This window comes from Sediminibacterium sp. FW305-C-49 (assembly GCF_058231085.1).
In genome coordinates this window covers 50,063-71,536 of sequence record NZ_JBIQXS010000002.1, presented here as the reverse complement: position 1 = coordinate 71,536, position 21,474 = coordinate 50,063, and the positions used below count along the sequence as shown (strand labels likewise).

Below are 21,474 nucleotides of genomic sequence, written 5' to 3'. Positions count from 1 at the left end.
TTAGAAATTATACGGACCCGCCGCCCTTTGCTTAAGGTCCGTATAAAATTAAATGGGTTACTTATTACCCAACAGGGCAACTACCACCGCAAACAGGGCAACCGCCTCTACGAAAGCCGCAGCAACGATCATGTTTGCACGGATGTCGTTAGCAGCTTCTGGCTGACGGGCAATACCTTCTACTGCACCTTTACCAATCTGACCGATACCGATTCCGGCACCGATAGCAGCTAAACCAGCGCCGATTGCGGCAACACTTCCTACTACCATTGTTTTATGTTTTAATTGTGAGTGAAAAAAAATTTATTAATGATGCGCTGCTTCATGGTGATGCTCTTCTGTAGCCATACCAATGTACATGGCGCTCAACATGGTAAAGATGTATGCCTGCAGGAAAGCCACAAGCAATTCAATCAATCCAATGAACACCGCAAAAGGCACAGCAATAGCAGATGCAAACACGGTTTTAAATATGAAGATCAGGCAGATTAAGCTCAGTACCAGAATGTGACCCGCTGTAATGTTCGCAAACAGTCGGATCATCAATGAAACAGGTTTGGTGAATACACCAATCAATTCAATAGGTGCCAGGAACAGTTTCATGCTCCAGTGCATACCAGGCATCCAGAAAATATGTTGCCAGTAACTCTTGTTTCCGTTCAGGTTTACCACGATAAACACAAACACGGCCAGGGTCATGGTAAATGCGATATTACCACTCACGTTGGCACCACCCGGGAAGAATGGAATAAGACCTAAGAAGTTATTGATTAAAATCAGGAAGAAAATAGTCAATAGGAAGGGCATGTACTTCGCGTACTTATGACCGATATTCGGTTTGGCTACCTCATCGCGTACAAAAAGTACGATGGGTTCCATAAATGACTGCAGCCCTTTGGGAGCAGATTTCACCCCTCTTTTACGGTAAGCACCACCTACAGTAAGAAATACCAGTAAAAGAATAGCAATGGAAACAAATAAAGAAGCTACGTTTTTCGTGATAGAGAAATCCCATAGTTTGGCGGTAGCTGTTTCATCGATACTGCCATCTGCATTCACCACTTTTACTTTCCCTTCGATGGTTTTGTAGTTATAGTTGCCGGCATACACCGCTGGTTCATGGTGCTCATCCATCAGCTTTGCGGAAGAAAATACTTCCAGACCCTTATCGGAATACAGAATCACCGGTAAAGGCAAGGTTGTATGACCCCATAAATGCCAGCTATGGTCGTCTTTAATGTGTTCGAGAATGGTTTCAGTTACATCAAATTCCTTTGCAGCATGACCCTCCGCAGCGGCATTACCGTGCTGTGGATTATCATTGGCATAGGAAACAGTAGAAAACAGCAATATAAAAAGGCTGAAAGTCGCTACCAGTAAAGATTTTACGCTCTTGCGGGTCATACCTGTCTCGAAATTTGCGGCAAAGATAGGGGTAAAGGGGGTGAAAACAGAAAGTAAAGCCCTTAAAACACAGAAAAAAATCAGTCCAGCTTATCCGGGTTATTTTCTACTATATTTTTGATTTTTTCAAGGTAAATCAGGTCGACCTGGTCCTTGGGTCTGTTAGCCGCTTTTTTAGATTCAATGAGGTGATTGATATGTAAAAAAGGTATTTTAATATTAGTAATTTCCGCAATGAATGCTTTTTTCAGGCATTCGTCAAACCCAAACCCTTCTAAACCTTTTACATCAATCATCAAATCCAGCCGAAAACCGTTATTCAGACTAAAATTGGTCCGACCCGGGATAAACTGGATCGTTTCAAGCATGTAATAGCCTATCTGACTGTATTTTTTCAATGCTTTTCGCAGGTTAGTCCTGTTTTCGGATGTGTCTTTAATCCAAACATCAATATCTTCCGTTGTTCGCTGAAATCCGTGTAGATTGGTTGCCACCCCTCCTATAATAATGATAAAGAACCCCTGCCTCGTTAAGGGCCGACCAAAATTCGAGCAGGTCGTCATCAAAAAAATCCATGACTATTCGGGTTGATCAGTTTCTCCGGAACGATGATGTGTAATTTTTGCCTTGCTTAACATGATATTCATTCTCATCAGTTTGGTCATCACCTGGAAACGTTCTGTATGCGTTCTCTTAAGGGCACGAAGTAATTGCTCTTCTTCAGAAGGACCATATAAAAAATGAGGCTCTTCAACTTTTGAAGGCTCTTTTTCATTCTGATTATTATCAGAAAAATTTGCAGGCATTTACTATACCAATACAGTCTTCTTCTTTTCAAACTGCATCTCATGCAATTTAGCATAAAATCCGCCTATTAACAAGAGCTCCTCATGGCTACCCATTTCTTTTATTTCACCCTTATCTAACACAATAATCTTATCTGCTTTGCGTATGGTAGACAACCTGTGAGCAATAACAATAGACGTTCTGCCTGAGATGAGTTGGTCAATCGCTTTTTCAATCAGCATCTCACTTTCTGTGTCAATAGAAGAAGTGGCTTCATCTAGAATAAGAATAGAAGGATTGTACAATAATGCGCGGATAAATGATAATAACTGTCGCTGGCCCAGACTCAGCGTGCTTCCTCTCTCCATCACATTATAATCATACCCACCCGGAAGCCGCATAATGAATTCATGCACCCCAATCATTTTCGCAGCTTCTTCTACCTGTTCTTTTGTAATGGCAGGATTGCGTAAAGTGATATTATCCATCACCGAGCCGGAGAAAAGAAATACATCCTGTAATACCACGCCAATACTTTTTCGCAGTCTGTCGATATTGTAGGTATTAATATTAATTCCATCGATCCTGATTTCTCCATGTTGTACCTGGTATAACCTGTTCAGCAAACTGATGATCGATGTTTTTCCGCTTCCGGTATGACCTACCAGCGCTACGGTTTCACCAGCTTTTACCTGGAAGCTGATATTCCTGAGCACATACTGTTCATCGGTATAGGCAAATGAAACATTGTCGAGTTCTATATCACCCCTGATATGTTCGGGTTGATGGGTACCATAATCTGCAGCTGTAATTTCATCGCGATTATCCATCACTTTAAACACTCTTTCTGCTGCTACCATACCCATTTGTAACACATTGAATTTATCAGCGATAACACGTAACGGACGAAATATCTGGTTGAGATAAAGAATAAAAGCCATCAATAATCCGGGACTGGTGGCTGCAGGTTTTCCCGCTATCCACCATACCAGTAAACCCGTACTTAAGGCCAGCACAACTTCCACCACGGGAAAGAAAACAGAATAAGCAAAAATGGCTTTGATATTGGCATTACGGTGTTCGGCATTGATTTTTTGAAACTTATTCATCTCCCGGTCTTCTGCCGCAAATGCCTGCACCACCTGCATTCCAGTAATATGTTCCTGTACAAAAGCATTCAAACTGGCTACAGCATTTCTTACGCTGATAAAACTTTTGTTGACACTTTCCTTGAAATAATAAGTAGCAATGATCATAATGGGGAAAGGTGTCAGGCAGATCAACGTCAATTGCCAGTTTTCCCAGAACATCACACCCAGTGTTACCACAATCACCAGTATATCGGCAATAATGGGGATAAGCCCGTCAGAAAAAATATCATTGATCCTTTCAATATCATCAATGGTTCTTGTTGTTAAAGTACCTATTGGGGTTTTATCGAACTGGCGAAGATTCAGACCCAGTATTTTTCTGTAGGTGGCGATCCGCATATCTCTTACCACATGCTGACCCATAGATGCGGTCATAAAGGTGAACACAAAACGTATGGCCGTTTCCACAAAAAGAAATACAATCTGAAATAAAGTCACCGCAATGATAAAACGGCTGGCATCAGATAAATCCGGACTGAATAATAAACTGTCTAGCCATCCCGGTACAGCTATTGCTTTGCCGGTGGCTTTATCAACCGTTAGCTGAATTAAATAAGGTCTGATGGGTGCAAAAACAGCCATGATGACCGCCAGTATGATACTGACGTAAAAACTGGTACGGTAAGGCCGCACAAAGAGGAACACTCTTGACAATAAGGAAAAATCGAAGACTTTCTTTTTGCTCGTTTCAGTCATGACAGGTGCCAAAGTTAACAACTAAGGCGGGGTAGTGGTTACCGATGCTGTAAAATTTAGTTAAGATAGGAGGCGTGAATGGTCAATGGTGAATAAGAACATTCTCCTATTCGCCATTGGCCATTCAGCATTCACGATTTCGTATATTCGTACTCAGATATGGAGCAAGCGCAAGAAATACCGGTTGAAGCGGCATTACCCAAGTATAATCTGAATCCCGAGCAGGAAAAAAATGAGATCATCAGGCATTACCGTGCTTTATTACGCAGCCTGAAATCGAAATTGAAAAAAGGCGATAAGGAGCTGGTTCGTCATGCTTTTGAAATGGCGGCCGATGCGCATAAAACCATGCGGAGAAAAAGCGGTGAACCTTATATCCTTCATCCGATTGCCGTGGCCATGATTTGTGTGGAAGAAATTGGTCTGGGTGTGCGAAGCACCATTTGCGCATTACTGCACGATACGGTAGAAGACACAGATATTTCCCTGGAAGATGTGGAAAGAGAGTTTGGTACCGAAATCGCCCGTATTGTTGATGGGCTCACCAAGATTTCCACGGTGATGGATACCAACACTTCACAACAGGCCGAGAATTTTAAAAAGATATTACTCACGCTTACCGATGACCCGCGCGTCATCCTCATTAAACTGGCCGATCGTTTACACAATATGCGTACGCTCGACCATATGAAGCGGGAGAAACAATTAAAAATTGCTTCTGAAACGGTTTGGGTATACGCACCACTGGCCCATCGGATGGGTTTATACAGCATTAAAACAGAACTGGAAGACCTGTCCATGAAATACATGGAGCCCGAAGCTTACAGGGATATCGCCAAAAAACTGGCGGAAACCAAACGTGAAAGAACCAGGTATATCAATGAATTTATTCGACCGATAAAAGACAAGATGCAGGCGGCCAATTTCAACTTCGAAATTTATGGTCGTCCCAAAAGCATTCACTCTATCTGGAATAAAATCAAAAAGAAAGGAGTGGCTTTTGAAGAAGTATACGACCTCTTTGCTATTCGTGTGATCCTCGATTCACCAACCGAAAAAGAAAAAGAAGATTGCTGGAAAGTGTATTCCATGATCACCGATGAATACAATCCGTCTCCCGAACGTTTACGCGACTGGCTCAGTAATCCCAAAAGCAATGGCTATGAAGCATTGCATACCACCGTAATGGGCCCACAGGGTAAATGGGTGGAAGTACAGATTCGTACCAAACGAATGAACGAAATTGCCGAGAAAGGTCTGGCCGCCCATTACAAATACAAGGAAGGCAGTAATGATGAGGACCGCTTCGATAAATGGTTTGGCCAGATACGTGAAGTATTGAGTACACAGGATACTGAAGGGGTTGATTTTCTGCAGGATTTCAAAACATCTTTTCTCGCCGAAGAAATTTATGTGTACACACCAAAAGGTGAAGTAAAAATGTTGCCTACAGGCAGTACGGCACTGGATTTTGCCTTTTCTATTCACTCGGCCATTGGTTCCAAATGTATTGGTGCCAAAGTGCATCATAAGCTGGTGCCCATCAGTCATAAATTACGCAGCGGCGACCAGATAGAAATTATTACCAGTAACAAACAAAAACCTTCTGAAGACTGGTTGGGTTTTGTGGTAACGGCTAAAGCGCGGAACAAAATCAAAGATGCGCTCAGAGAAGAAAAAAGAAAAGTAGCAGAAGATGGCAAATATGTGTTACAGCGCAAACTGGAGAGTATGGGCGCCGCATACAGTCAGTATAATATTGAAGAGCTGGTACAGTTTTATAAACTTCCTTCCTCACTCGACCTGCATTATAAGATTGCCACCAAAGTCATTGACCTGAAAGAACTCAAAGACTTCCAGGTATTGGGCGATAAAGTTGAAATACCCAAACCCAAACCCGTTATCCAGGAACTTGCTGTAGATGCTACCCAGAAAACCTATGGCAAAAAAGATTCGGAACTGATCATTTTTGGTGAGAGCAGCGACAAAATCATGTATTCACTGGCCAAATGCTGTAACCCCATTCCGGGTGATGATGTATTTGGTTTTGTAAGTACAGGTAAAGGCTTAATCATTCACCGGACCGGTTGTCCGAATGCCGCCCAGTTACTGGCCAATTATGGACACAGGGTAGTAAAAACAAAGTGGGCGAAGAACAAGGAAATTTCTTTCCTCACCGGTTTGAAAATTGTAGGATTGGATGATGTGGGCGTTATCAATAAAATTACCAATGTCATCAGCGGCGATCTCAGGATCAATATTGCAGGTTTAACCATTGAATCGAGAGAAGGTTTGTTTGAAGGCACCATCAAAGTATTCGTTCACGATAAAGAAGAACTGGAAGAACTGGTAATACGCCTCAAATCACTGAATGGTATACAAACAGTTGATCGTTTTGATGCAGAAACGGAGGGTAAATAAGTCAAAATGAAAAAGTCAAAAGTCAAAAACATATCCTGCTTTTTTGACTTTTGACTTTTTCATTTTGACTTTTGAATTTCAATACTGCTTCTCCCGAAAAATAATCCCAGCCAAACACAACAAAGCCCAAACTATCTCCTATTTTTGCCGCGATTCAAAGCAATACTATGGTCGACGTTATACTTGGGTTACAGTGGGGTGATGAAGGAAAAGGAAAGATTGTTGATTACTTCGCACCGGAATACGATATCATCGCCCGTTTCCAGGGTGGTCCGAATGCCGGACACACTTTATATGTAGAGGGCAAAAAGATGGTTCTTCACCAGATACCATCTGGTATTTTCCACCAGAATACGGTGAATATTATCGGAAATGGTGTGGTACTTGACCCGGTAACCCTCAAAAGAGAATGTGATGCAGTAGCTGCTTATGGGGTAGATGTACGCAAGAATCTTTTTATCTCGCAGAGAACCAATATTATTGTTCCCACACACCGTGCATTAGACAAAGCTTCCGAATTACAAAAGGGTGAATCAAAAATCGGTTCTACCTTAAAAGGTATCGGACCGGCTTATATGGATAAAACAGGCAGAAATGCCCTGCGTGTAGGAGATATTCTGCATCCTAATTTTTCCAAACAATACAATGACCTGCGCACCAAACACCAGGTTTTACTCAATAATTTCAATTTCAACGAAGATATTTCAGCCTCTGAAGAGGAATTTTTTGAGGCATTGGAATTCCTGAAGACATTGAATGTAATTAATTGCGAATATTTCATCAACGATAGTATCAGCAAAGGCAAAAAAGTATTGGCCGAAGGCGCACAGGGAAGTATGCTGGATATTGATTTCGGCACTTTCCCCTTTGTAACTTCTTCCAATACCACTTCAGCAGGTGTTTGTACCGGTTTAGGCGTATCGCCCAGACAGATTAAAGAAGTATTGGGTGTAACCAAAGCCTATTGTACCCGTGTAGGTGGCGGACCCTTCCCTACCGAATTACATGATGCCACTGGCGAGGAATTGCGCAAGATTGGAAGTGAGTTTGGTGCCACTACAGGCCGTCCACGCCGTTGCGGCTGGATTGATCTGGTTGCACTCAAGTTTGCTTGTATGATCAATGGTGTATCTAAAATCATCATGACCAAAGCAGATGTACTCGACAGTTTCAACGAATTGAATGTTTGCACCGCATATAATATGGATGGCAAACAAACAACTGAAGTGCCTTTCCAGATGTCGGGAATAGATATTCAACCTGTCTGGAAAAGTTTCGCAGGCTGGAATATCGATACAACCGGTATTAAAGAAGCAGCAGCTTTGCCTGAAACAATGTCAACTTATATTGATTTTATTAATAATTATGTGGGTGCGCCTATTAAATTTGTATCCAATGGCCCCGGCCGGGATCAGATTGTAAGATTGTAGTTTGTGGCACCGCATTTGTAACAGAAAAATTTTTTTGGTTAATAAGAATTTGCGTTGAAATTTTACGCAGTTAATCTTATTGGAATATGGCAGAAAGATCTGATAAGGATAAAAAATCCTCAGCCCCTAAAAAAGCAGCACCTAAAAATGCTGACGAGAAACCGTCTTCAAAAAGCAAGAAGCAAATGGAAGACGATGATGATGATTTGGATGACGATGATGATGAAATGGATGTAAAACCTTCCGCTAAAAAATCTGCATCGAAATCTGCATCGAAAAAATCGAAAGATGACGACGATGATGACGATGATGTTGAAGAAGAAGGAGATGATGATTGGGAAAAAGCAGAAGAAGACGAAGAATGGGATCCGGACTTCGATGAATTTGATATTCCCAAAAGTAAAGGCAAGAAAACCGGCGGCGCCAAGAAAAAAGGCGACGAAGATGACGACGATTTTAAATTGGATGAAGACTTCAAAGAATTTGATCTCTTCAACGATAAAAGCGGCGGATTTGATGATGATGACGACGATGATTTCTAGATCGTCTTAAACCAACAGCCTATCACTCATTCTTTTCCGATAACAGATAGCAAAGAATGTAAAGAACAAATGTTGAACTGGTCAAACCGGTTCAACATTTGTTCTTTTCTGGATAACCACCAGTACCAGCAAAATAATGCTACTGTTGAATGTCTTGCAGCCTGTGGCACTATCACACGAACTGCTGCAAATGCCCGTTTTGCAGATCTCGATATATTTCTGCAACAGCATAAAGGCCGATGGATTTTCGGCCATATATCTTATGATAATAAAAACGAGGTAGAGGCACTTAGCTCCTCTCATCCCGATTCCATTCAGTTTCCTGATCTTTTCTTTTTTGTTCCGGCAGTGATATTAAAACTTCAGCATGAACAACTCGAGATTACCTGTTACGATCAACGTACCCCGGAAGATATTTACAGTGAAATAATGGCAGTGGTACCTCTTAAGCCGGTTAGAACACCTGCATTAAATATACAGTCGCGTCTTAGCAGAAATGAATACATACACATCATTCAACAACTCAGGCAACATATACTGCGTGGCGATTGTTATGAAATAAATTATTGCCAGGAATTTTATGCCACGGATGTACAAATAGATCCTTTATCGCTTTACCAGCAATTAACAGCAATTTCTCCCAACCCGTTTGCCTGTTATTATAAACACGAAAGCCAATACCTGCTTTGTGCCAGTCCAGAAAGATTTTTACAAAAAAAAGGAAGCACACTGATATCACAACCCATCAAAGGCACCATCCAGCGAAACCTGCAAAACAAAGAAGCAGATCTTCAACTGCTGAAAGACCTCAAAAAAAGTGAGAAAGATAAAAGTGAAAATGTGATGGTGGTTGATCTGGTACGTAACGATCTTAGTAAGGTTTGCAAAGAAGGATCTGTGCATGTAAGTGAGTTGTTCGGTATTTATAGTTTTCCGCAAGTGCACCAAATGATCTCAACCGTAGAAGGTGAACTGGATGAAACTGTTCTATTCTCTTCCATACTGAAAGCCTGTTTCCCCATGGGTAGTATGACCGGCGCACCCAAAAAAAGGGTGATGGAACTGATTGAACAATATGAAAAAACAAGACGGGGCCTCTATTCCGGAGCCGTAGGTTATATTGACCCCAATGGCGATTTCGATTTCAATGTGGTCATCAGGAGTATGCTCTACAATGCAAATAATGCATATCTCGGTTACCAGGTAGGTGGCGGAATTACTTTTTACAGTGATCCGGAAAAGGAATATGAAGAATGTTTGTTGAAAGCAGCAGCCATCAGAAAAGTGCTGCAGGCAGAATGATTATTTTGAAACGGCAGTACCTTCCAACAAGGCTTTTACCGACTCCATCAGTAACTGTTGCTTTTTAGCGAGGAAAACGGCTTCCTTATCTTTCAGGATACGCATGGAGTATTTCTTTCCTTCCGCCAGTGTTTTATCAAAACCTGGATTCCAGCGATTAAACTGGTTCAGATCCATCAATAATGAATTGGTTACCACTAGGGAATTATACCGTCCGCTGACTTCAACCACAGCGCTATTATTAATTTCTTCCTGACTTAATACCACTTCGGCACTGGTTTGCATGGCCGCTTTTTTCATTTCTGTTTCGGCTGCGGTCATGGTGGTCCATCCCCCACTTCCTTCAAATACATAATGGGTACCGATGAATTTTTTTACGTGGTTACGTGTTTCTTCCGGCAAATGGTATTGCAGGTCCCAGAAATCTTTGCTACCCGACTTCCTGATGGCCTGTTTTACCCGACCCGCACCTGCATTATAGGCTGCTACTACGAGTAACCAGTCATTGAATTCAGCATAGAGTTCCCGCATCAGCTTAGCGGCTGCATGGGTACTTTTATAATAATCGGTACGGTCGTCAATATTACCTACCCTTAATCCAAATCTTTTGGCCTCATAAGGCATCAACTGCCATGGGCCCGCTGCCCCCGCCCATGAAACAAGGTTGGCTCCGAGTGAGCTTTCAATAACGCTCAGGTATTTCATTTCACGGGGTAAACCGTAAACGGTTAAAATATTATCGTAGAGATCGAAATAAGGCTTGCCCCAGCTTTTCATTTTCTCCAGGTGTTCACCATGTTTTCTTACATATTCCTGTACAAAAGCCACTGCTCTAGGGTTTAACTGACCGGCATAGGGCTTTGATGCATCAAAACGATTGTTGGCAAAAAGGCTTTTAAAAGACGTTTTATCGTTTAAGGAATCCGAAAAGGATTGGGAAGTATTTCCCGGATCAGTGGTAAATGACATGATACCAAGGCTACCGGCTACAAAAGCAAAGCCTATCAGCAGGGTCTTGCTGATGCTTATATGACTTTGTAAACTGATACCAAACCATTTCATTGACTGATGATCTATTTATTGTTGAAAAACCTGCAGTTGGGTTAGGGTTGCCGGAAGCAATTTGAACGGCTAAGCCAGTTCCATAAACTGCTTCGAAAGACGCAGCAAAGATACCTCATCGAACTGAGAAGTCATAATCTGGAGCCCGAAGGGCATTCCGTTGGGGTGTTTGAACAATGGCACCGAAATAGCCGGTATGCCCACGAGGTTGGCAAATACAGTATAAATATCTCCCAGGAACATCGCCACCTGGTCGTTTTGCATCTCACCTATCTTGAATGCGGGGGCAGGAACAGTAGGCGAAATAATGGCGTCGTACTGTTGAAAAATGGCCTGCGTTCGGGTATGCAACATAGTTCTAACCTGTTGAGCCTTAGTGAAATAGGCGTCGAAATATCCCGCACTTAATACAAAGCTGCCCAACATGATTCGACGTTTCACCTCTTTTCCAAAACCTTCTGAGCGGGAGCTTTTATACAAGGCATTCAGGTCCTCAAAATGCAGGTCTGAGCGATGTCCAAAACGTACCCCATCAAACCTCGAAAGATTGCTGGAAGCTTCTGCGGTAGTGAGGATATAATATGTTGGGACTACATATTCAAGCAATTCAAAATCAACCGGTTCTACAATATAGCCCTGCTCTGTTAATTTTTTGATAAAGGCTTCTGTTGCTACCCTGATGGCCGGATCGAGTCCTGCGTGTTCCAGTGCTTCCTTGAAATAGGCAATTCTTTTAGGCGTAGCTGCCTTGTCGGCTAATGCATTGCTATAATCGGGTACTGCTGTATCGGAAACGGTACTGTCGAAATCATCTGCGCCTGCAATTACCTGTAAAGTGATGGCCACATCCTCTACACTGGTCCCAAAAATACCAATCTGGTCAAAGGAAGAAGCATAGGCAATCAGCCCATAACGCGAAATACGGCCATAGCTGGGTTTAAGACCAATGATGCCACAGAAATCTGCGGGCTGACGTACAGAGCCTCCAGTATCACTTCCCAGGCTGATCATACAATGTCCGGCCTGAACAGCTACGGCAGAACCACCCGAAGAACCACCGGGTACCCTTGTAGTATCCAGTGCATTTTTTACTGCACCATAGGCAGAATGCTCATTGGTACTACCCATGGCAAACTCATCGCAGTTCTGACGGCCAATGATGATGGCTCCGGCTTCTTTTAAGCGGGCCGTTGCGGTTGCGTCGTATATAGCGGTAAAATCTTTTAAAATATGGGAAGCGGCAGAGACAGGATGATCCTTATAGGAGATTACATCTTTCAAACCAACTACTACACCATGCAGGGCTGTAAGGGGTTTACCTTCCGAGCGCGATGCATCGAGTTGTGCAGCAAGAGCAAGTGCTTCCTCTTCATAAACGCTAAGCCAGGCGTTGAGTTCCGTATCACGCCGTATAGTATCTACATAAAAACGAACGGCCTCCACACAGGTGGTTTGGCCGTTCTGTAATGCGATATGATAGTCTTTGATTGTGCTGAAGCGAAACAAAGGCTAAGAGGCTTTTGAAATGAATACTTATTGTGCAGCCTGGTCTTTCTCCTTGATACCGTCTTCGATCTCTTTCTTCACGTTATTCTTGGCATCATTAAACTCACGGATACCTTTACCCAGACCACGCATAAATTCAGGGATTTTTCTGCCACCGAAGAGGATCAATACTGCCAATACAATAACAATCCATTCACTTCCACCGGGCATTCCAAAAAGTAATGTAGACAACAACATTGTTTGTAATTTTTGTAGACTTCAAAAGTAAAACAAATTTGCTACCAAACTAAAAAACAATTGATAAGGACAACAAAAAAGCGGAAGCCGGTTTACACCAACTTCCGCTTTTAATATGGTTAAGCAGATTTGCTTAGAAACGTTTTTCTTTAATACGTGCACTCTTACCACTACGCTCACGCAGGTAATACAATTTAGCACGACGTACTTTACCAGTTTTGTTCAATACGATAGAATCGATATTGGGCGACAGGATAGGGAACAAACGTTCAACACCTACACCATCAGAAATTTTACGCACGGTAAAAGAAGCAGTAGCGCCATTACCCTGCATTTTGATCACATCGCCACGAAAGCTCTGGATACGCTCTTTACCACCTTCAATAATCTTATAGTTTACAGTGACATTGTCACCTGCTTTAAACTTAGGATGCTCCTTCTTTACAGTTAACTGCTCGTGTACAAACTGAACTGCTGCGTTCATAACTTTTAATTTTTGCGGACGGCAAAGGTAAGGAGGGAGTGGGGATTCTCCAAAAGTTTTTGAGCTGTTAGCTATCAGCTACTAGCTCCTAGCCATCAGATTTTATTTTATTGATAAAAGCCAGGAGCATCTTCTGCTCTTCTGATAGTTTATAAAGTATTGATTTACTTATATTTATATCTCCGTAACACAATGCTTCCGCCAGTAATATATGCGTTTCCAACTCATAACTGGAGCCAAGTGATATTTCAAGAAAATGAGCATATTCTCTTGCACTTTTCCTGCTACTTCCCTCCGCAATATTGGCAGGTATTGAAACCGCTGCTCTTGTAATCTGGTTTACTAGGGCATATTTTTCTTCCTTCGGAAAAACAGATACAAGAACATAACATTCTTTCGCAATATCAAAACCTAATTGCCAGACTTTGAGTTTTTTAAAATTTATCATGCTTTTTAGCTACAATAATAAAGAAAGCCACTTCGATACAAACGAAGCGGCTCTCTATTATATCGTAAGCTAGAAGCTAGCAGCTAATAGCAAGTAGCTTTCCTTTCTACCTGGCTACATTCACCGCCCTCTTCTCCCTGATTACCGTTACTTTAATCTGTCCGGGATAGGTCATTTCAGTTTGAATTTTCTGGGCTATTTCGAAGCTGAGTTTATCGCTCTCACCATCGGTTACTTTTTCTGCTTCTACAATTACGCGCAATTCTCTTCCCGCCTGGATGGCATAGGCTTTTTCAACACCCTGGTAGGCCAAAGCCAGATTCTCGAGATCCTTGATTCGCTGTAAATATTGTTGCATGATTTCTCTACGTGCGCCCGGACGTGCACCGCTGATAGCGTCACAAGCCTGAACAATGGGAGAAATCACATATTGCATTTCCATTTCATCGTGGTGGGCACCAATAGCATTTACCACTGCTGGGTTCTCACCATATTTCTCAGCCAGTTTAGCCCCCAGCAAAGCGTGGCTCAGTTCAGTTTCTTCATCTGGCACTTTACCAATATCGTGGAGTAAGCCAGCTCTTTTAGCCAGCTTAGGGTTCATACCCAGTTCAGCAGCCATGATGCCACAGAGATTGGCTGTTTCGCGGCTGTGCATCAACAGGTTTTGTCCGTAAGAAGAACGGAAACGCATTTTACCAACAATACGAATCAGTTCTTTGTGCAGACCATGAATACCCATTTCAATAACGGTACGCTCACCTATTTCCATCACCTGTTCTTCTAACTGGCGACGGGTTTTCTCTACCACTTCTTCAATACGAGCAGGGTGAATACGTCCGTCTGCTACCAGTCTTTGTAAACTCAGACGGGCTATTTCTCTTCTCAACGGATCGAATGAAGAAAGAATGATGGCTTCGGGTGTATCATCCACAATCAGGTCAACACCTGTTGCAGCTTCGATGGCACGGATATTACGACCTTCGCGGCCAATGATCTGACCTTTTATTTCATCTGTTTCCAGGTTGAAAACTGTTACCGTATTTTCAATGGTTTGCTCAGCAGCGGTTCGCTGGATGGATTGAATAACAATCTTACGTGCTTCCTTATTGGCTTTCTGCTTGGCATCTTCAATGATTTCCTGCTGCATGGAAAGCGCTCTTGTTTGAGCTTCCTGACGCAGGCTTTCAATCAATTGGGCACGGGCTTCGTCTGCACTCAGACCCGCAATTTTCTCCAGGCGGCGTATATGTTCTTCCTGGTGCTTCTCCAGTTCAGTACGCTTCAGGTTAACTACTTCAATCTGGCGGTTGAGGTTTTCTTTGATCGCCTCATTTTCTTTGATCTGTTTGTCTAAAGCCGCTTCTTTCTGGTTAATCGCCATTTCCTTCTGCTTGGCGCGGTTTTCCGACTCGCTGATTTTGCGGTTACGGTCATTTACCTCACGTTCATGTTCAGCTTTCAGTTGAACAAAACGTTCTTTGGCCTCCAGCTGTTTCTCTTTTTTAAGGGTTTCGGCCCTGAGTTCGGCTTCTTTGAGGATGTTTTGTGCCTGTAAATGGGCTTCGTCGACCTGTTTTTGGGTGTTTTTGGCAAAAATGAATTTACCTGCTATTAAACCCACGATCAATGCTGCGGCTCCTGTTATTATTGAGACAATCATGTCCATTTTGTTGGTCAATTTTTAAAAAATTCAAAATCATTGGTTCACAATTACACATCACAATTTACCATAATAGGTAAACGGATAGAAGCGAAGATAATTAAATGTGTAGAAGAAACGCGAATTAAGAAGAGGAAAGTCTGTAAGGGATAGGGAAAAGTGAGTAGTGAGTAGTCAGTAGTGAGTGTTTAACCCTTACGCACTACCGACTACTCACTACCCACTCCTTCCATAGCCTTATCAAGCTGACGGCTAAGGTTACCCAGTTTATCGGCGGCTTCCTGCCATTTGACGAGTTCTATACCACTTTGATTTTGTTCGGTGGCAAACCAAAGCAGTACCATCGCAACATAGTCCTGCATATCCTTACCAGCCAGGTTATTGCGGAACTCGGTAATCTTATCGTTGATGAGATTGGCTGTTTTACGGACCATCTCCTCATCGGCAGCTTCAATACGCAGTCTGTAACTGCGATCGGCAATGACAATATTAACAGGTATCAATTCTGCCATAAGATCAGGTATTTAATAAGGCCAGACATTTATCAATTTCTTTCAGGTAACCGTTGATGCGTTTTTCGAGCAACTGTTTTTCTTCCGGAGAATGCGCTGAAGTACCCAGTTTTAATGCGTCGACCTGTTGCTGAAGCGCATGCACATATTCATCACGTTGCTGTAACTGTTGCTGGCTTTTCTCCAGCTCTTTCTGTAATCGCTGGTTCTCCCTGGTCAGCACCTGGTGACTCTTCAGCAACAACTGAAGCTTATCCTGTACGGCTTTTATGTGCAGATCCAGATCTACCATCTCTCTAAGTTAACTTCATTTTTAAGCGTTACTGCATTTTTAGTGCACGAGTTATGCACGGGGTGAATGGTGAATGGTCAATCGTGAATATGTTCTCTATCTTACGCCCCAAAAAAAATAATTGACCATTGACCATTGACCATTGACCATTGACCATTGACCATTGACCATTGACTATTGACTATTTCCTTATCTCCGCCCCTAATTCCTTCTCCAGACCCTGAATGAGCTTACTCATCATGGCATCGGCTTCTTTATCGGTGAGGGTTTTATCTTCATCCACAAAAGTAAAACTGATGGCCATCGATTTTTTCCCTGCTCCCAGTTTATCGCTTTCAAACACATCAAACAAACGCATATCCTGTAAACGGGAGAGTTTCAGTTTCTGCACTACATTTTCAATAGCCGCATAAGTAGTGGTATTGTTTACTACCATGGCAAGGTCTCGCTGCATGGCAGGAAACTTGCTTACTTCCTGGTACACAATTTTTTGCTTGCGAACTGCTTTTGTAAGTGCTGCGTAATCAATATCAATAAAGACAACTGTTTGTTTGATATCAAATGCAGCAGCCGTTTTTTTGTCGACCTCCGTAACTGTTCCCACCTGTTGCTTACCAGCGAATAGAGTTAGAATATTCGCATTATTTTCCGACGGCTGTAACTGAACAGATGATATACCTGCCAATTGTACCACAGCTTTTGCAATTCCTTTCCCAAAATAAATATCGAAAGCACCTGGCTTTTCTCTCCAGCCTGCTTCGTGAGCCTGTCCGGTCAGATAAATACACAAATGTTCTGCTTCTGTATATTCACCCGCACCTGTTGTGGCATAGGTTTTACCAAATTCAAACAACTGCAGGTTTTGGTTTTTCCTGTTCAGGTTATAGGCAATGGTTTCCAGACCTGTTTCGAGCATGGAAGGTCTTAATACATCGAGTTCTGCACTCAGGTTATTGATCATCTTCACCGTAGCACCCAACACTTCTTCAGAAAAATATTTACTGTTGGTGATAGAGTTGGTGAGTATTTCAACAAAACCCAGTCCCACAAGATAACCGGCGATTTTGTCTTTTAACGCTTCCTTCATACCCAGTTGTTCTACTGCCGGACTAATGGTAATAGAAGTAGGTATATCAATATTATCCAACCCGTCGATCCTGATAATTTCTTCCACAATATCTGCGGGTATGCTGATATCGGGTTTGCTGTATGGTACTGCTACTGTTAACTCATCAATGTCTTCTTTCACAATTTCAAAACCCAGTGCTTTGAGAATACGTTTTACATTTTCGGGGTGATAATTTTTACCACTCAGTTTTTTAATGTAGTGATATTTTACTGCTACTTCTTTTTTAGGCTGTGGCTGCGGATACACATCTACTACTTCACTCGAAATAACACCACCTGCCACTTCTTTAATCAGCAATGCAGCTCTTTGCAATACCTGTACACAATTAGAAATATCTACTCCCTTTTCAAACCTGGTTGCAGCTTCTGTTCTCAAGCCATGACGCAATGAAGTTTTACGGATAGATACCGGATGAAACCAGGCACTTTCCAGGAAAATATTTTTTGTGGCACTATTCACGCCGCTTTTGATACCACCAAAAACACCCGCCAAACACATCCCTTCACTGGCATTGCAAATCATCAGGTCTTCCGACGATAATTTTCTTTCTTTTTCATCCAGTGTAATAAAGGAACTGCCTTCAGCCATGTTTTTGACAATCACCTCACTACCCGTAATGGCATCTGCATTAAAAGCATGCAGTGGCTGACCTGTTTCATGTAAAATATAGTTCGTGATATCTACAATATTATTGATGGGACGCTGTCCAATGGCCATCAACCGATTTTTTAACCAGTCGGGCGATTCTTTCACTGTTACCCCACTGATACTTACACCGGCATAACGTGGACATGCTTCCGTATTCTCCACTTTTACAGCGATGGGCAACTTATGATTATCAACTGAGAATGCATTACTGAAAGGCGTTACGGGTCTTGTCTCCTGCTCGTGATGTGTAAGATAGGCGCATACATCTTTTGCCACACCCAGGTGACTCATCGCATCCATACGGTTGGGGGTAAGACCTATTTCATAAATCCAGTCTGAATAAGGAGAAAAGAAATCAGCAGCGGGTTGCCCGGGTACTGCATCGGCAGGTAATACCATGATACCGTCGTGACTGGTGCCTACGCCAATTTCATCTTCGGCGCAGATCATACCATGACTTTCTATCCCGCGAATTTTAGCCACTTTCATGGTCAGTGGATCTCCATTAATTGGATAAATAGTAGTACCCACTGTTGCCAGCACTATTTTTTGTCCGGCAGCTACATTCGCCGCGCCACAAACCACCTGTAAGGGTGTTTCCCCGCCGATATTTACGGTCGTCACTTTTAATTTATCTGCATTGGGATGCGGCTCACAGGTAAGTACTTCACCTATCACCAATCCTTTCAGTCCTCCTTTAATACTTTCATAGGCTTCCAGGCTCTCTACTTCCAGACCAATTGCGGTCAGGATTTTGGATAAAGCTTCTGGTTCAATGGTACGGGGAAGATATTCACTCAGCCAATTGTAACTAATGGTCATATTCGGTTGCTCTTTTCGGGGCGTAAAAATAGGGATAATAAGCGGCAAAGCCGCTGGCTTTGGGCTGCCAGCCACTAGCTACCAGCTCCGAGCTGTTATTTAACGATATGTTGCTTGTATTCTGAAGGCATTTAATCTTAAAAAAAGATCCATCTGGCAGCTTTCTCCAGTTACGTTTTTTCTTCCTCCCCAACCCCCTTTTTCGAAAATATCTTTGTGCACACCGGTTTGTGCATTACCTGTGCTGAGCGGCGGAAAACTTTTGATTTTGGGGGATAAGCTTTGTAATTTGTGTGAATAGAGCGGTGAATAACCTGCGTGGAACTGTGAATAGCTGTGGATGAAAAATGGCAAAGAAAAATTTTAAGATGAAAAAATTCTACGCCATATTCGCTCCCCCTAACTGCCGAGGTAACAATTCCGTAACATGGAACCGCCACTGAGGATACGGATAGGTTTCTTACTAACAACCAATTAAAAGAAGCGCTACGAAGATGGACCTGACCAGCCTGAATAAAGACCGAAAAAGAAGAAAACCCGCAATAGACCTCAGTACCATGGTATATGGCAAAGTACCGCCACAGGCCAAAGAGCTGGAGGAAGCGGTATTGGGTGCCATCATGCTGGAGAAGAGTGCATTTGATACGGTTACCGAGATTGTAAAACCGGAATGTTTTTATGTAGAAGCACACCAGCTCATCTTCAGGGCCATGCAGGGCTTACAACAAAAAAGTATGCCCATCGATATCCTCACCGTGGTAGAGGAATTAAAAATGCGCGAACAATTAGATGTAGTGGGTGGCCCTTACTATGTTACCAAACTCACTAACTCCGTTGTATCTACTGCCAATATTGATGCACACGCACGTATTGTGTTACAGAAATTTATTCAGCGCGAACTGATACGCATCAGTGGTGAAATTATTGGAGATGCGTATGAAGACAGCACCGACGTTTTTGATTTGCTCGACGACAGCGAAACGAAAATGTTCAACATTACCAACAACTACCTCAAAAAGAATTTTGAAGACATAGGAAACGTACTCGCCAAAACCATCAACCGTATTGATGAGCTGCGTACCAAAACAGAAGATATATCGGGTGTGCCGAGTGGTTTTGCCACATTAGACCGTATTACCTACGGCTGGCAGCCAACCGATCTCATCATCCTGGCGGCACGTCCGTCTGTAGGTAAAACCGCATTCGCGTTAAACCTGGCACGTAATGCTGCCTTACATCCTACCAAACCCATTCCGGTTGGTTTCTTCTCACTGGAGATGAGCGCCGCACAGTTGGTACAGCGTATTCTGAGTGCAGAGAGTGAGATTAAAATGGAAAAGATCAGCCGCGGTAAACTGGAAGATTATGAGTACCAGCAATTACACAGCAAGGGTATTAAAAAACTGGAAACCGCTCCTATCTATATTGATGATACAGCAGCATTAAATATTTTCGAGTTTCGTGCAAAAGCCCGCCGACTGGTAAACAAACACAATGTAGGCATCATCATTATTGACTACTTACAGTTGATGAGTGGTAGTGGCGACCGTAACAATAACCGTGAACAGGAAATCAGTAATATCTCCCGAAACCTGAAAGCACTTGCAAAGGAACTGGGCATTCCCATCATTGCACTAAGCCAGTTGAGTCGTGCCGTGGAAACACGTAAGGAAAGCAAGATGCCTCAGTTGAGTGACCTTCGTGAATCGGGTGCCATTGAACAGGATGCCGATATGGTCATGTTCATTTATCGTCCGGAATACTACGAGGTAATGAACAATGAAATGGGCGAAAGCACGCATGGCGAAACACATATCCGTATAGCCAAACACCGTAATGGTTCGCTCGAAACCATAAAACTGCGCGCCAAACTGGAGATACAGAAATTTGAAGAATGGGAAGCAGATGGTGGCGGATTTGGCGGCGGCAACTGGAAACCTGTTGCACCAGGCACTTTACCCACCAGCGGCGGATCGGCAGCAGGCGGCGATGCCGGCAAACTCTTTATACAAAAAGGCAGCAAAATGAATGGCGGCGATTTTGATGAAGGATTTGACGCAGACAATGACGCGCCCTTTTAAATAAGCAATAAGAAATAAGCTTGCCCTGAGTTTATCGAAGGGAAATCAGTAATAAGAAAGTATTTGCATAACCATGTCGTTACCTTATTTCTTTGAACCCTCTGTTGCATTTACTTCCACGCATTTTCAGTTGAGTGAGGAAACAAGTAAACATTGTATCCAGGTATTGCGCATGAAATCGGGTCAACTGCTTGAACTTACCAATGGAAAAGGTAGTTTATATACGGCGAGTATTGCCCAGGAAGATAAAAGGCATTGTACAGTAGTGCTTGAAAAAGAAACCATTGTTCCCGCACCTGAAAAACAAATCAGTATTGCCATTTCGCTTTTAAAAAATACCAGCCGCTTTGAATGGTTTTTAGAAAAAGCTACCGAGATTGGTATCACTGAAATCATTCCACTCATTTGTTCACGTACAGAACATACCCGTTTTCGTTTCGACCGTATGCAGCAGATATTGATAGCTGCCATGTTACAAAGCCAGCAGAGCTGGTTACCAATTTTACATGAACCGGCAAAACTTGCTTCCTATATAGCAACCGCCACTCAGACACAAAAACTGATTGCGCATTGCGAGGAAAACCAGAAGACATCATTAGCGGGTATTAGAACAGCCAACAACGCAGTTCTGCTGATTGGTCCGGAAGGCGATTTTACACCACAGGAAATTACGGAGGCTTTGAACAAAGGTTTCTTACCTGTTTCTCTTGGAAATACCAGGTTAAGAACGGAGACTGCGGGTATTGTAGGGGCTACACTTCTTTCGATAAAATAAATGGCCACTGAGGGCACAGAATAACACTGAATATTTCTGTGTCGTTCTGTGCCCTCAGTGGCCATTACATTTATCACATCTCT

The 21,474-nt window shown here is 42.7% G+C and carries 20 protein-coding genes; 6 read left to right on the top strand and 14 right to left on the bottom strand.

Annotated features, from left to right (window positions below; genetic code table 11):
• Positions 1-57: 57 nt before the first annotated feature.
• The 5 genes from atpE to ACH3Z1_RS07630 all read right to left on the bottom strand — a co-directional run bounded on the left by atpE (position 58) and on the right by ACH3Z1_RS07630 (position 4,037).
• Positions 58-270 (bottom strand): ATP synthase F0 subunit C, encoded by a 213-nt coding sequence (gene atpE, locus ACH3Z1_RS07650; RefSeq protein WP_490821294.1) that lies wholly within the window; start codon positions 268-270, stop codon positions 58-60.
• 36 nt (positions 271-306) lie between these two features.
• Positions 307-1,404, bottom strand: a complete 1,098-nt coding sequence (gene atpB / locus ACH3Z1_RS07645; RefSeq protein ID WP_490821293.1) for a F0F1 ATP synthase subunit A — start codon at positions 1,402-1,404, stop codon at positions 307-309.
• 80 nt (positions 1,405-1,484) lie between these two features.
• The gene (locus ACH3Z1_RS07640; protein WP_490822631.1) at positions 1,485-1,967 is read right to left on the bottom strand and encodes a DUF6036 family nucleotidyltransferase; all 483 of its coding nucleotides are present in this window, start codon (positions 1,965-1,967) and stop codon (positions 1,485-1,487) included.
• 15 nt (positions 1,968-1,982) lie between these two features.
• Positions 1,983-2,210 carry a hypothetical protein gene (locus tag ACH3Z1_RS07635; RefSeq protein WP_490821292.1) on the bottom strand — a complete coding sequence of 76 codons (228 nt, stop codon included), beginning with the start codon at positions 2,208-2,210 and terminating at the stop codon, positions 1,983-1,985.
• 3 nt (positions 2,211-2,213) lie between these two features.
• Positions 2,214-4,037, bottom strand: a complete 1,824-nt coding sequence (locus ACH3Z1_RS07630; RefSeq protein WP_490821291.1) for an ABC transporter ATP-binding protein — start codon at positions 4,035-4,037, stop codon at positions 2,214-2,216.
• Positions 4,038-4,196: 159 nt separating this feature from the next.
• On the opposite strand from ACH3Z1_RS07630, the gene ACH3Z1_RS07625 reads away from it, so the two are divergent.
• The 4 genes from ACH3Z1_RS07625 (at position 4,197) to ACH3Z1_RS07610 (ending at position 9,732) form a co-directional block, all read left to right on the top strand.
• Positions 4,197-6,458 carry a RelA/SpoT family protein gene (locus ACH3Z1_RS07625; RefSeq protein WP_490821290.1) on the top strand — a complete coding sequence of 754 codons (2,262 nt, stop codon included), beginning with the start codon at positions 4,197-4,199 and terminating at the stop codon, positions 6,456-6,458.
• A 167-nt stretch (positions 6,459-6,625) separates the two neighbouring features.
• Complete coding sequence (locus ACH3Z1_RS07620; RefSeq protein ID WP_490821289.1) at positions 6,626-7,888, top strand: adenylosuccinate synthase; 1,263 nt, start codon at positions 6,626-6,628, stop codon at positions 7,886-7,888.
• 86 nt (positions 7,889-7,974) lie between these two features.
• Complete coding sequence (locus tag ACH3Z1_RS07615; protein WP_490821288.1) at positions 7,975-8,430, top strand: hypothetical protein; 456 nt, start codon at positions 7,975-7,977, stop codon at positions 8,428-8,430.
• Between the two features lie 69 nt (positions 8,431-8,499).
• A complete protein-coding gene (locus ACH3Z1_RS07610; RefSeq protein ID WP_490821287.1) occupies positions 8,500-9,732 on the top strand; it encodes an anthranilate synthase component I family protein in 1,233 nt (410 codons plus the stop codon).
• On the opposite strand, the gene ACH3Z1_RS07605 is transcribed toward ACH3Z1_RS07610, so the two are convergent.
• The 9 genes from ACH3Z1_RS07605 to pheT all read right to left on the bottom strand — a co-directional run bounded on the left by ACH3Z1_RS07605 (position 9,733) and on the right by pheT (position 18,535).
• Positions 9,733-10,794 (bottom strand): lytic transglycosylase domain-containing protein, encoded by a 1,062-nt coding sequence (locus ACH3Z1_RS07605; protein WP_490821286.1) that lies wholly within the window; start codon positions 10,792-10,794, stop codon positions 9,733-9,735.
• Positions 10,795-10,863: 69 nt separating this feature from the next.
• Positions 10,864-12,300, bottom strand: coding sequence for an Asp-tRNA(Asn)/Glu-tRNA(Gln) amidotransferase subunit GatA (gene gatA / locus ACH3Z1_RS07600; protein WP_490821285.1), 1,437 nt, complete (start codon positions 12,298-12,300; stop codon positions 10,864-10,866).
• A gap of 27 nt (positions 12,301-12,327) precedes the next feature.
• A complete protein-coding gene (locus tag ACH3Z1_RS07595; protein WP_295205245.1) occupies positions 12,328-12,537 on the bottom strand; it encodes a Sec-independent protein translocase subunit TatA/TatB in 210 nt (69 codons plus the stop codon).
• A gap of 133 nt (positions 12,538-12,670) precedes the next feature.
• Entirely contained in the window at positions 12,671-13,021 is a 351-nt protein-coding gene (gene rplS, locus ACH3Z1_RS07590) for a 50S ribosomal protein L19 (protein WP_490821284.1), read from the bottom strand.
• 88 nt (positions 13,022-13,109) lie between these two features.
• Complete coding sequence (locus ACH3Z1_RS07585; RefSeq protein ID WP_490821283.1) at positions 13,110-13,469, bottom strand: four helix bundle protein; 360 nt, start codon at positions 13,467-13,469, stop codon at positions 13,110-13,112.
• 106 nt (positions 13,470-13,575) lie between these two features.
• Positions 13,576-15,132 carry a ribonuclease Y gene (gene rny, locus ACH3Z1_RS07580; RefSeq protein WP_490821282.1) on the bottom strand — a complete coding sequence of 519 codons (1,557 nt, stop codon included), beginning with the start codon at positions 15,130-15,132 and terminating at the stop codon, positions 13,576-13,578.
• A 209-nt stretch (positions 15,133-15,341) separates the two neighbouring features.
• Positions 15,342-15,644, bottom strand: a complete 303-nt coding sequence (locus tag ACH3Z1_RS07575; RefSeq protein WP_490821281.1) for a cell division protein ZapA — start codon at positions 15,642-15,644, stop codon at positions 15,342-15,344.
• Positions 15,645-15,648: 4 nt separating this feature from the next.
• Positions 15,649-15,936: a hypothetical protein gene (locus ACH3Z1_RS07570; protein WP_490821280.1), complete on the bottom strand. Its 288-nt coding sequence runs from the start codon at positions 15,934-15,936 to the stop codon at positions 15,649-15,651.
• Between the two features lie 181 nt (positions 15,937-16,117).
• Entirely contained in the window at positions 16,118-18,535 is a 2,418-nt protein-coding gene (gene pheT / locus ACH3Z1_RS07565; RefSeq protein ID WP_490821279.1) for a phenylalanine--tRNA ligase subunit beta, read from the bottom strand.
• Between the two features lie 494 nt (positions 18,536-19,029).
• On the opposite strand from pheT, the gene dnaB reads away from it, so the two are divergent.
• Together dnaB and ACH3Z1_RS07555 are read left to right on the top strand one after the other, a co-directional pair.
• Positions 19,030-20,616 carry a replicative DNA helicase gene (gene dnaB, locus ACH3Z1_RS07560; protein WP_490821278.1) on the top strand — a complete coding sequence of 529 codons (1,587 nt, stop codon included), beginning with the start codon at positions 19,030-19,032 and terminating at the stop codon, positions 20,614-20,616.
• A 73-nt stretch (positions 20,617-20,689) separates the two neighbouring features.
• A complete protein-coding gene (locus ACH3Z1_RS07555) occupies positions 20,690-21,391 on the top strand; it encodes an RsmE family RNA methyltransferase (RefSeq protein WP_490821277.1) in 702 nt (233 codons plus the stop codon).
• Positions 21,392-21,474 lie beyond the last annotated feature (83 nt).

What these genes read in the sequence shown, in the direction of transcription:
- atpE (WP_490821294.1), bottom strand. Translation starts at nt 270, where the DNA reads ATGGTAGTAGGAAGTGTTGCCGCAATCGGCGCTGGTTTAGCTGCTATC.
- atpB (WP_490821293.1), bottom strand. Translation starts at nt 1,404, where the DNA reads ATGACCCGCAAGAGCGTAAAATCTTTACTGGTAGCGACTTTCAGCCTT.
- ACH3Z1_RS07640 (WP_490822631.1), bottom strand. Translation starts at nt 1,967, where the DNA reads ATGACGACCTGCTCGAATTTTGGTCGGCCCTTAACGAGGCAGGGGTTC.
- ACH3Z1_RS07635 (WP_490821292.1), bottom strand. Translation starts at nt 2,210, where the DNA reads ATGCCTGCAAATTTTTCTGATAATAATCAGAATGAAAAAGAGCCTTCA.
- ACH3Z1_RS07630 (WP_490821291.1), bottom strand. Translation starts at nt 4,037, where the DNA reads ATGACTGAAACGAGCAAAAAGAAAGTCTTCGATTTTTCCTTATTGTCA.
- ACH3Z1_RS07625 (WP_490821290.1), top strand. Translation starts at nt 4,197, where the DNA reads ATGGAGCAAGCGCAAGAAATACCGGTTGAAGCGGCATTACCCAAGTAT.
- ACH3Z1_RS07620 (WP_490821289.1), top strand. Translation starts at nt 6,626, where the DNA reads ATGGTCGACGTTATACTTGGGTTACAGTGGGGTGATGAAGGAAAAGGA.
- ACH3Z1_RS07615 (WP_490821288.1), top strand. Translation starts at nt 7,975, where the DNA reads ATGGCAGAAAGATCTGATAAGGATAAAAAATCCTCAGCCCCTAAAAAA.
- ACH3Z1_RS07610 (WP_490821287.1), top strand. Translation starts at nt 8,500, where the DNA reads ATGTTGAACTGGTCAAACCGGTTCAACATTTGTTCTTTTCTGGATAAC.
- ACH3Z1_RS07605 (WP_490821286.1), bottom strand. Translation starts at nt 10,794, where the DNA reads ATGAAATGGTTTGGTATCAGTTTACAAAGTCATATAAGCATCAGCAAG.
- ACH3Z1_RS07595 (WP_295205245.1), bottom strand. Translation starts at nt 12,537, where the DNA reads ATGTTGTTGTCTACATTACTTTTTGGAATGCCCGGTGGAAGTGAATGG.
- rplS (WP_490821284.1), bottom strand. Translation starts at nt 13,021, where the DNA reads ATGAACGCAGCAGTTCAGTTTGTACACGAGCAGTTAACTGTAAAGAAG.
- ACH3Z1_RS07585 (WP_490821283.1), bottom strand. Translation starts at nt 13,469, where the DNA reads ATGATAAATTTTAAAAAACTCAAAGTCTGGCAATTAGGTTTTGATATT.
- rny (WP_490821282.1), bottom strand. Translation starts at nt 15,132, where the DNA reads ATGATTGTCTCAATAATAACAGGAGCCGCAGCATTGATCGTGGGTTTA.
- ACH3Z1_RS07575 (WP_490821281.1), bottom strand. Translation starts at nt 15,644, where the DNA reads ATGGCAGAATTGATACCTGTTAATATTGTCATTGCCGATCGCAGTTAC.
- ACH3Z1_RS07570 (WP_490821280.1), bottom strand. Translation starts at nt 15,936, where the DNA reads ATGGTAGATCTGGATCTGCACATAAAAGCCGTACAGGATAAGCTTCAG.
- pheT (WP_490821279.1), bottom strand. Translation starts at nt 18,535, where the DNA reads ATGACCATTAGTTACAATTGGCTGAGTGAATATCTTCCCCGTACCATT.
- dnaB (WP_490821278.1), top strand. Translation starts at nt 19,030, where the DNA reads ATGGACCTGACCAGCCTGAATAAAGACCGAAAAAGAAGAAAACCCGCA.
- ACH3Z1_RS07555 (WP_490821277.1), top strand. Translation starts at nt 20,690, where the DNA reads ATGTCGTTACCTTATTTCTTTGAACCCTCTGTTGCATTTACTTCCACG.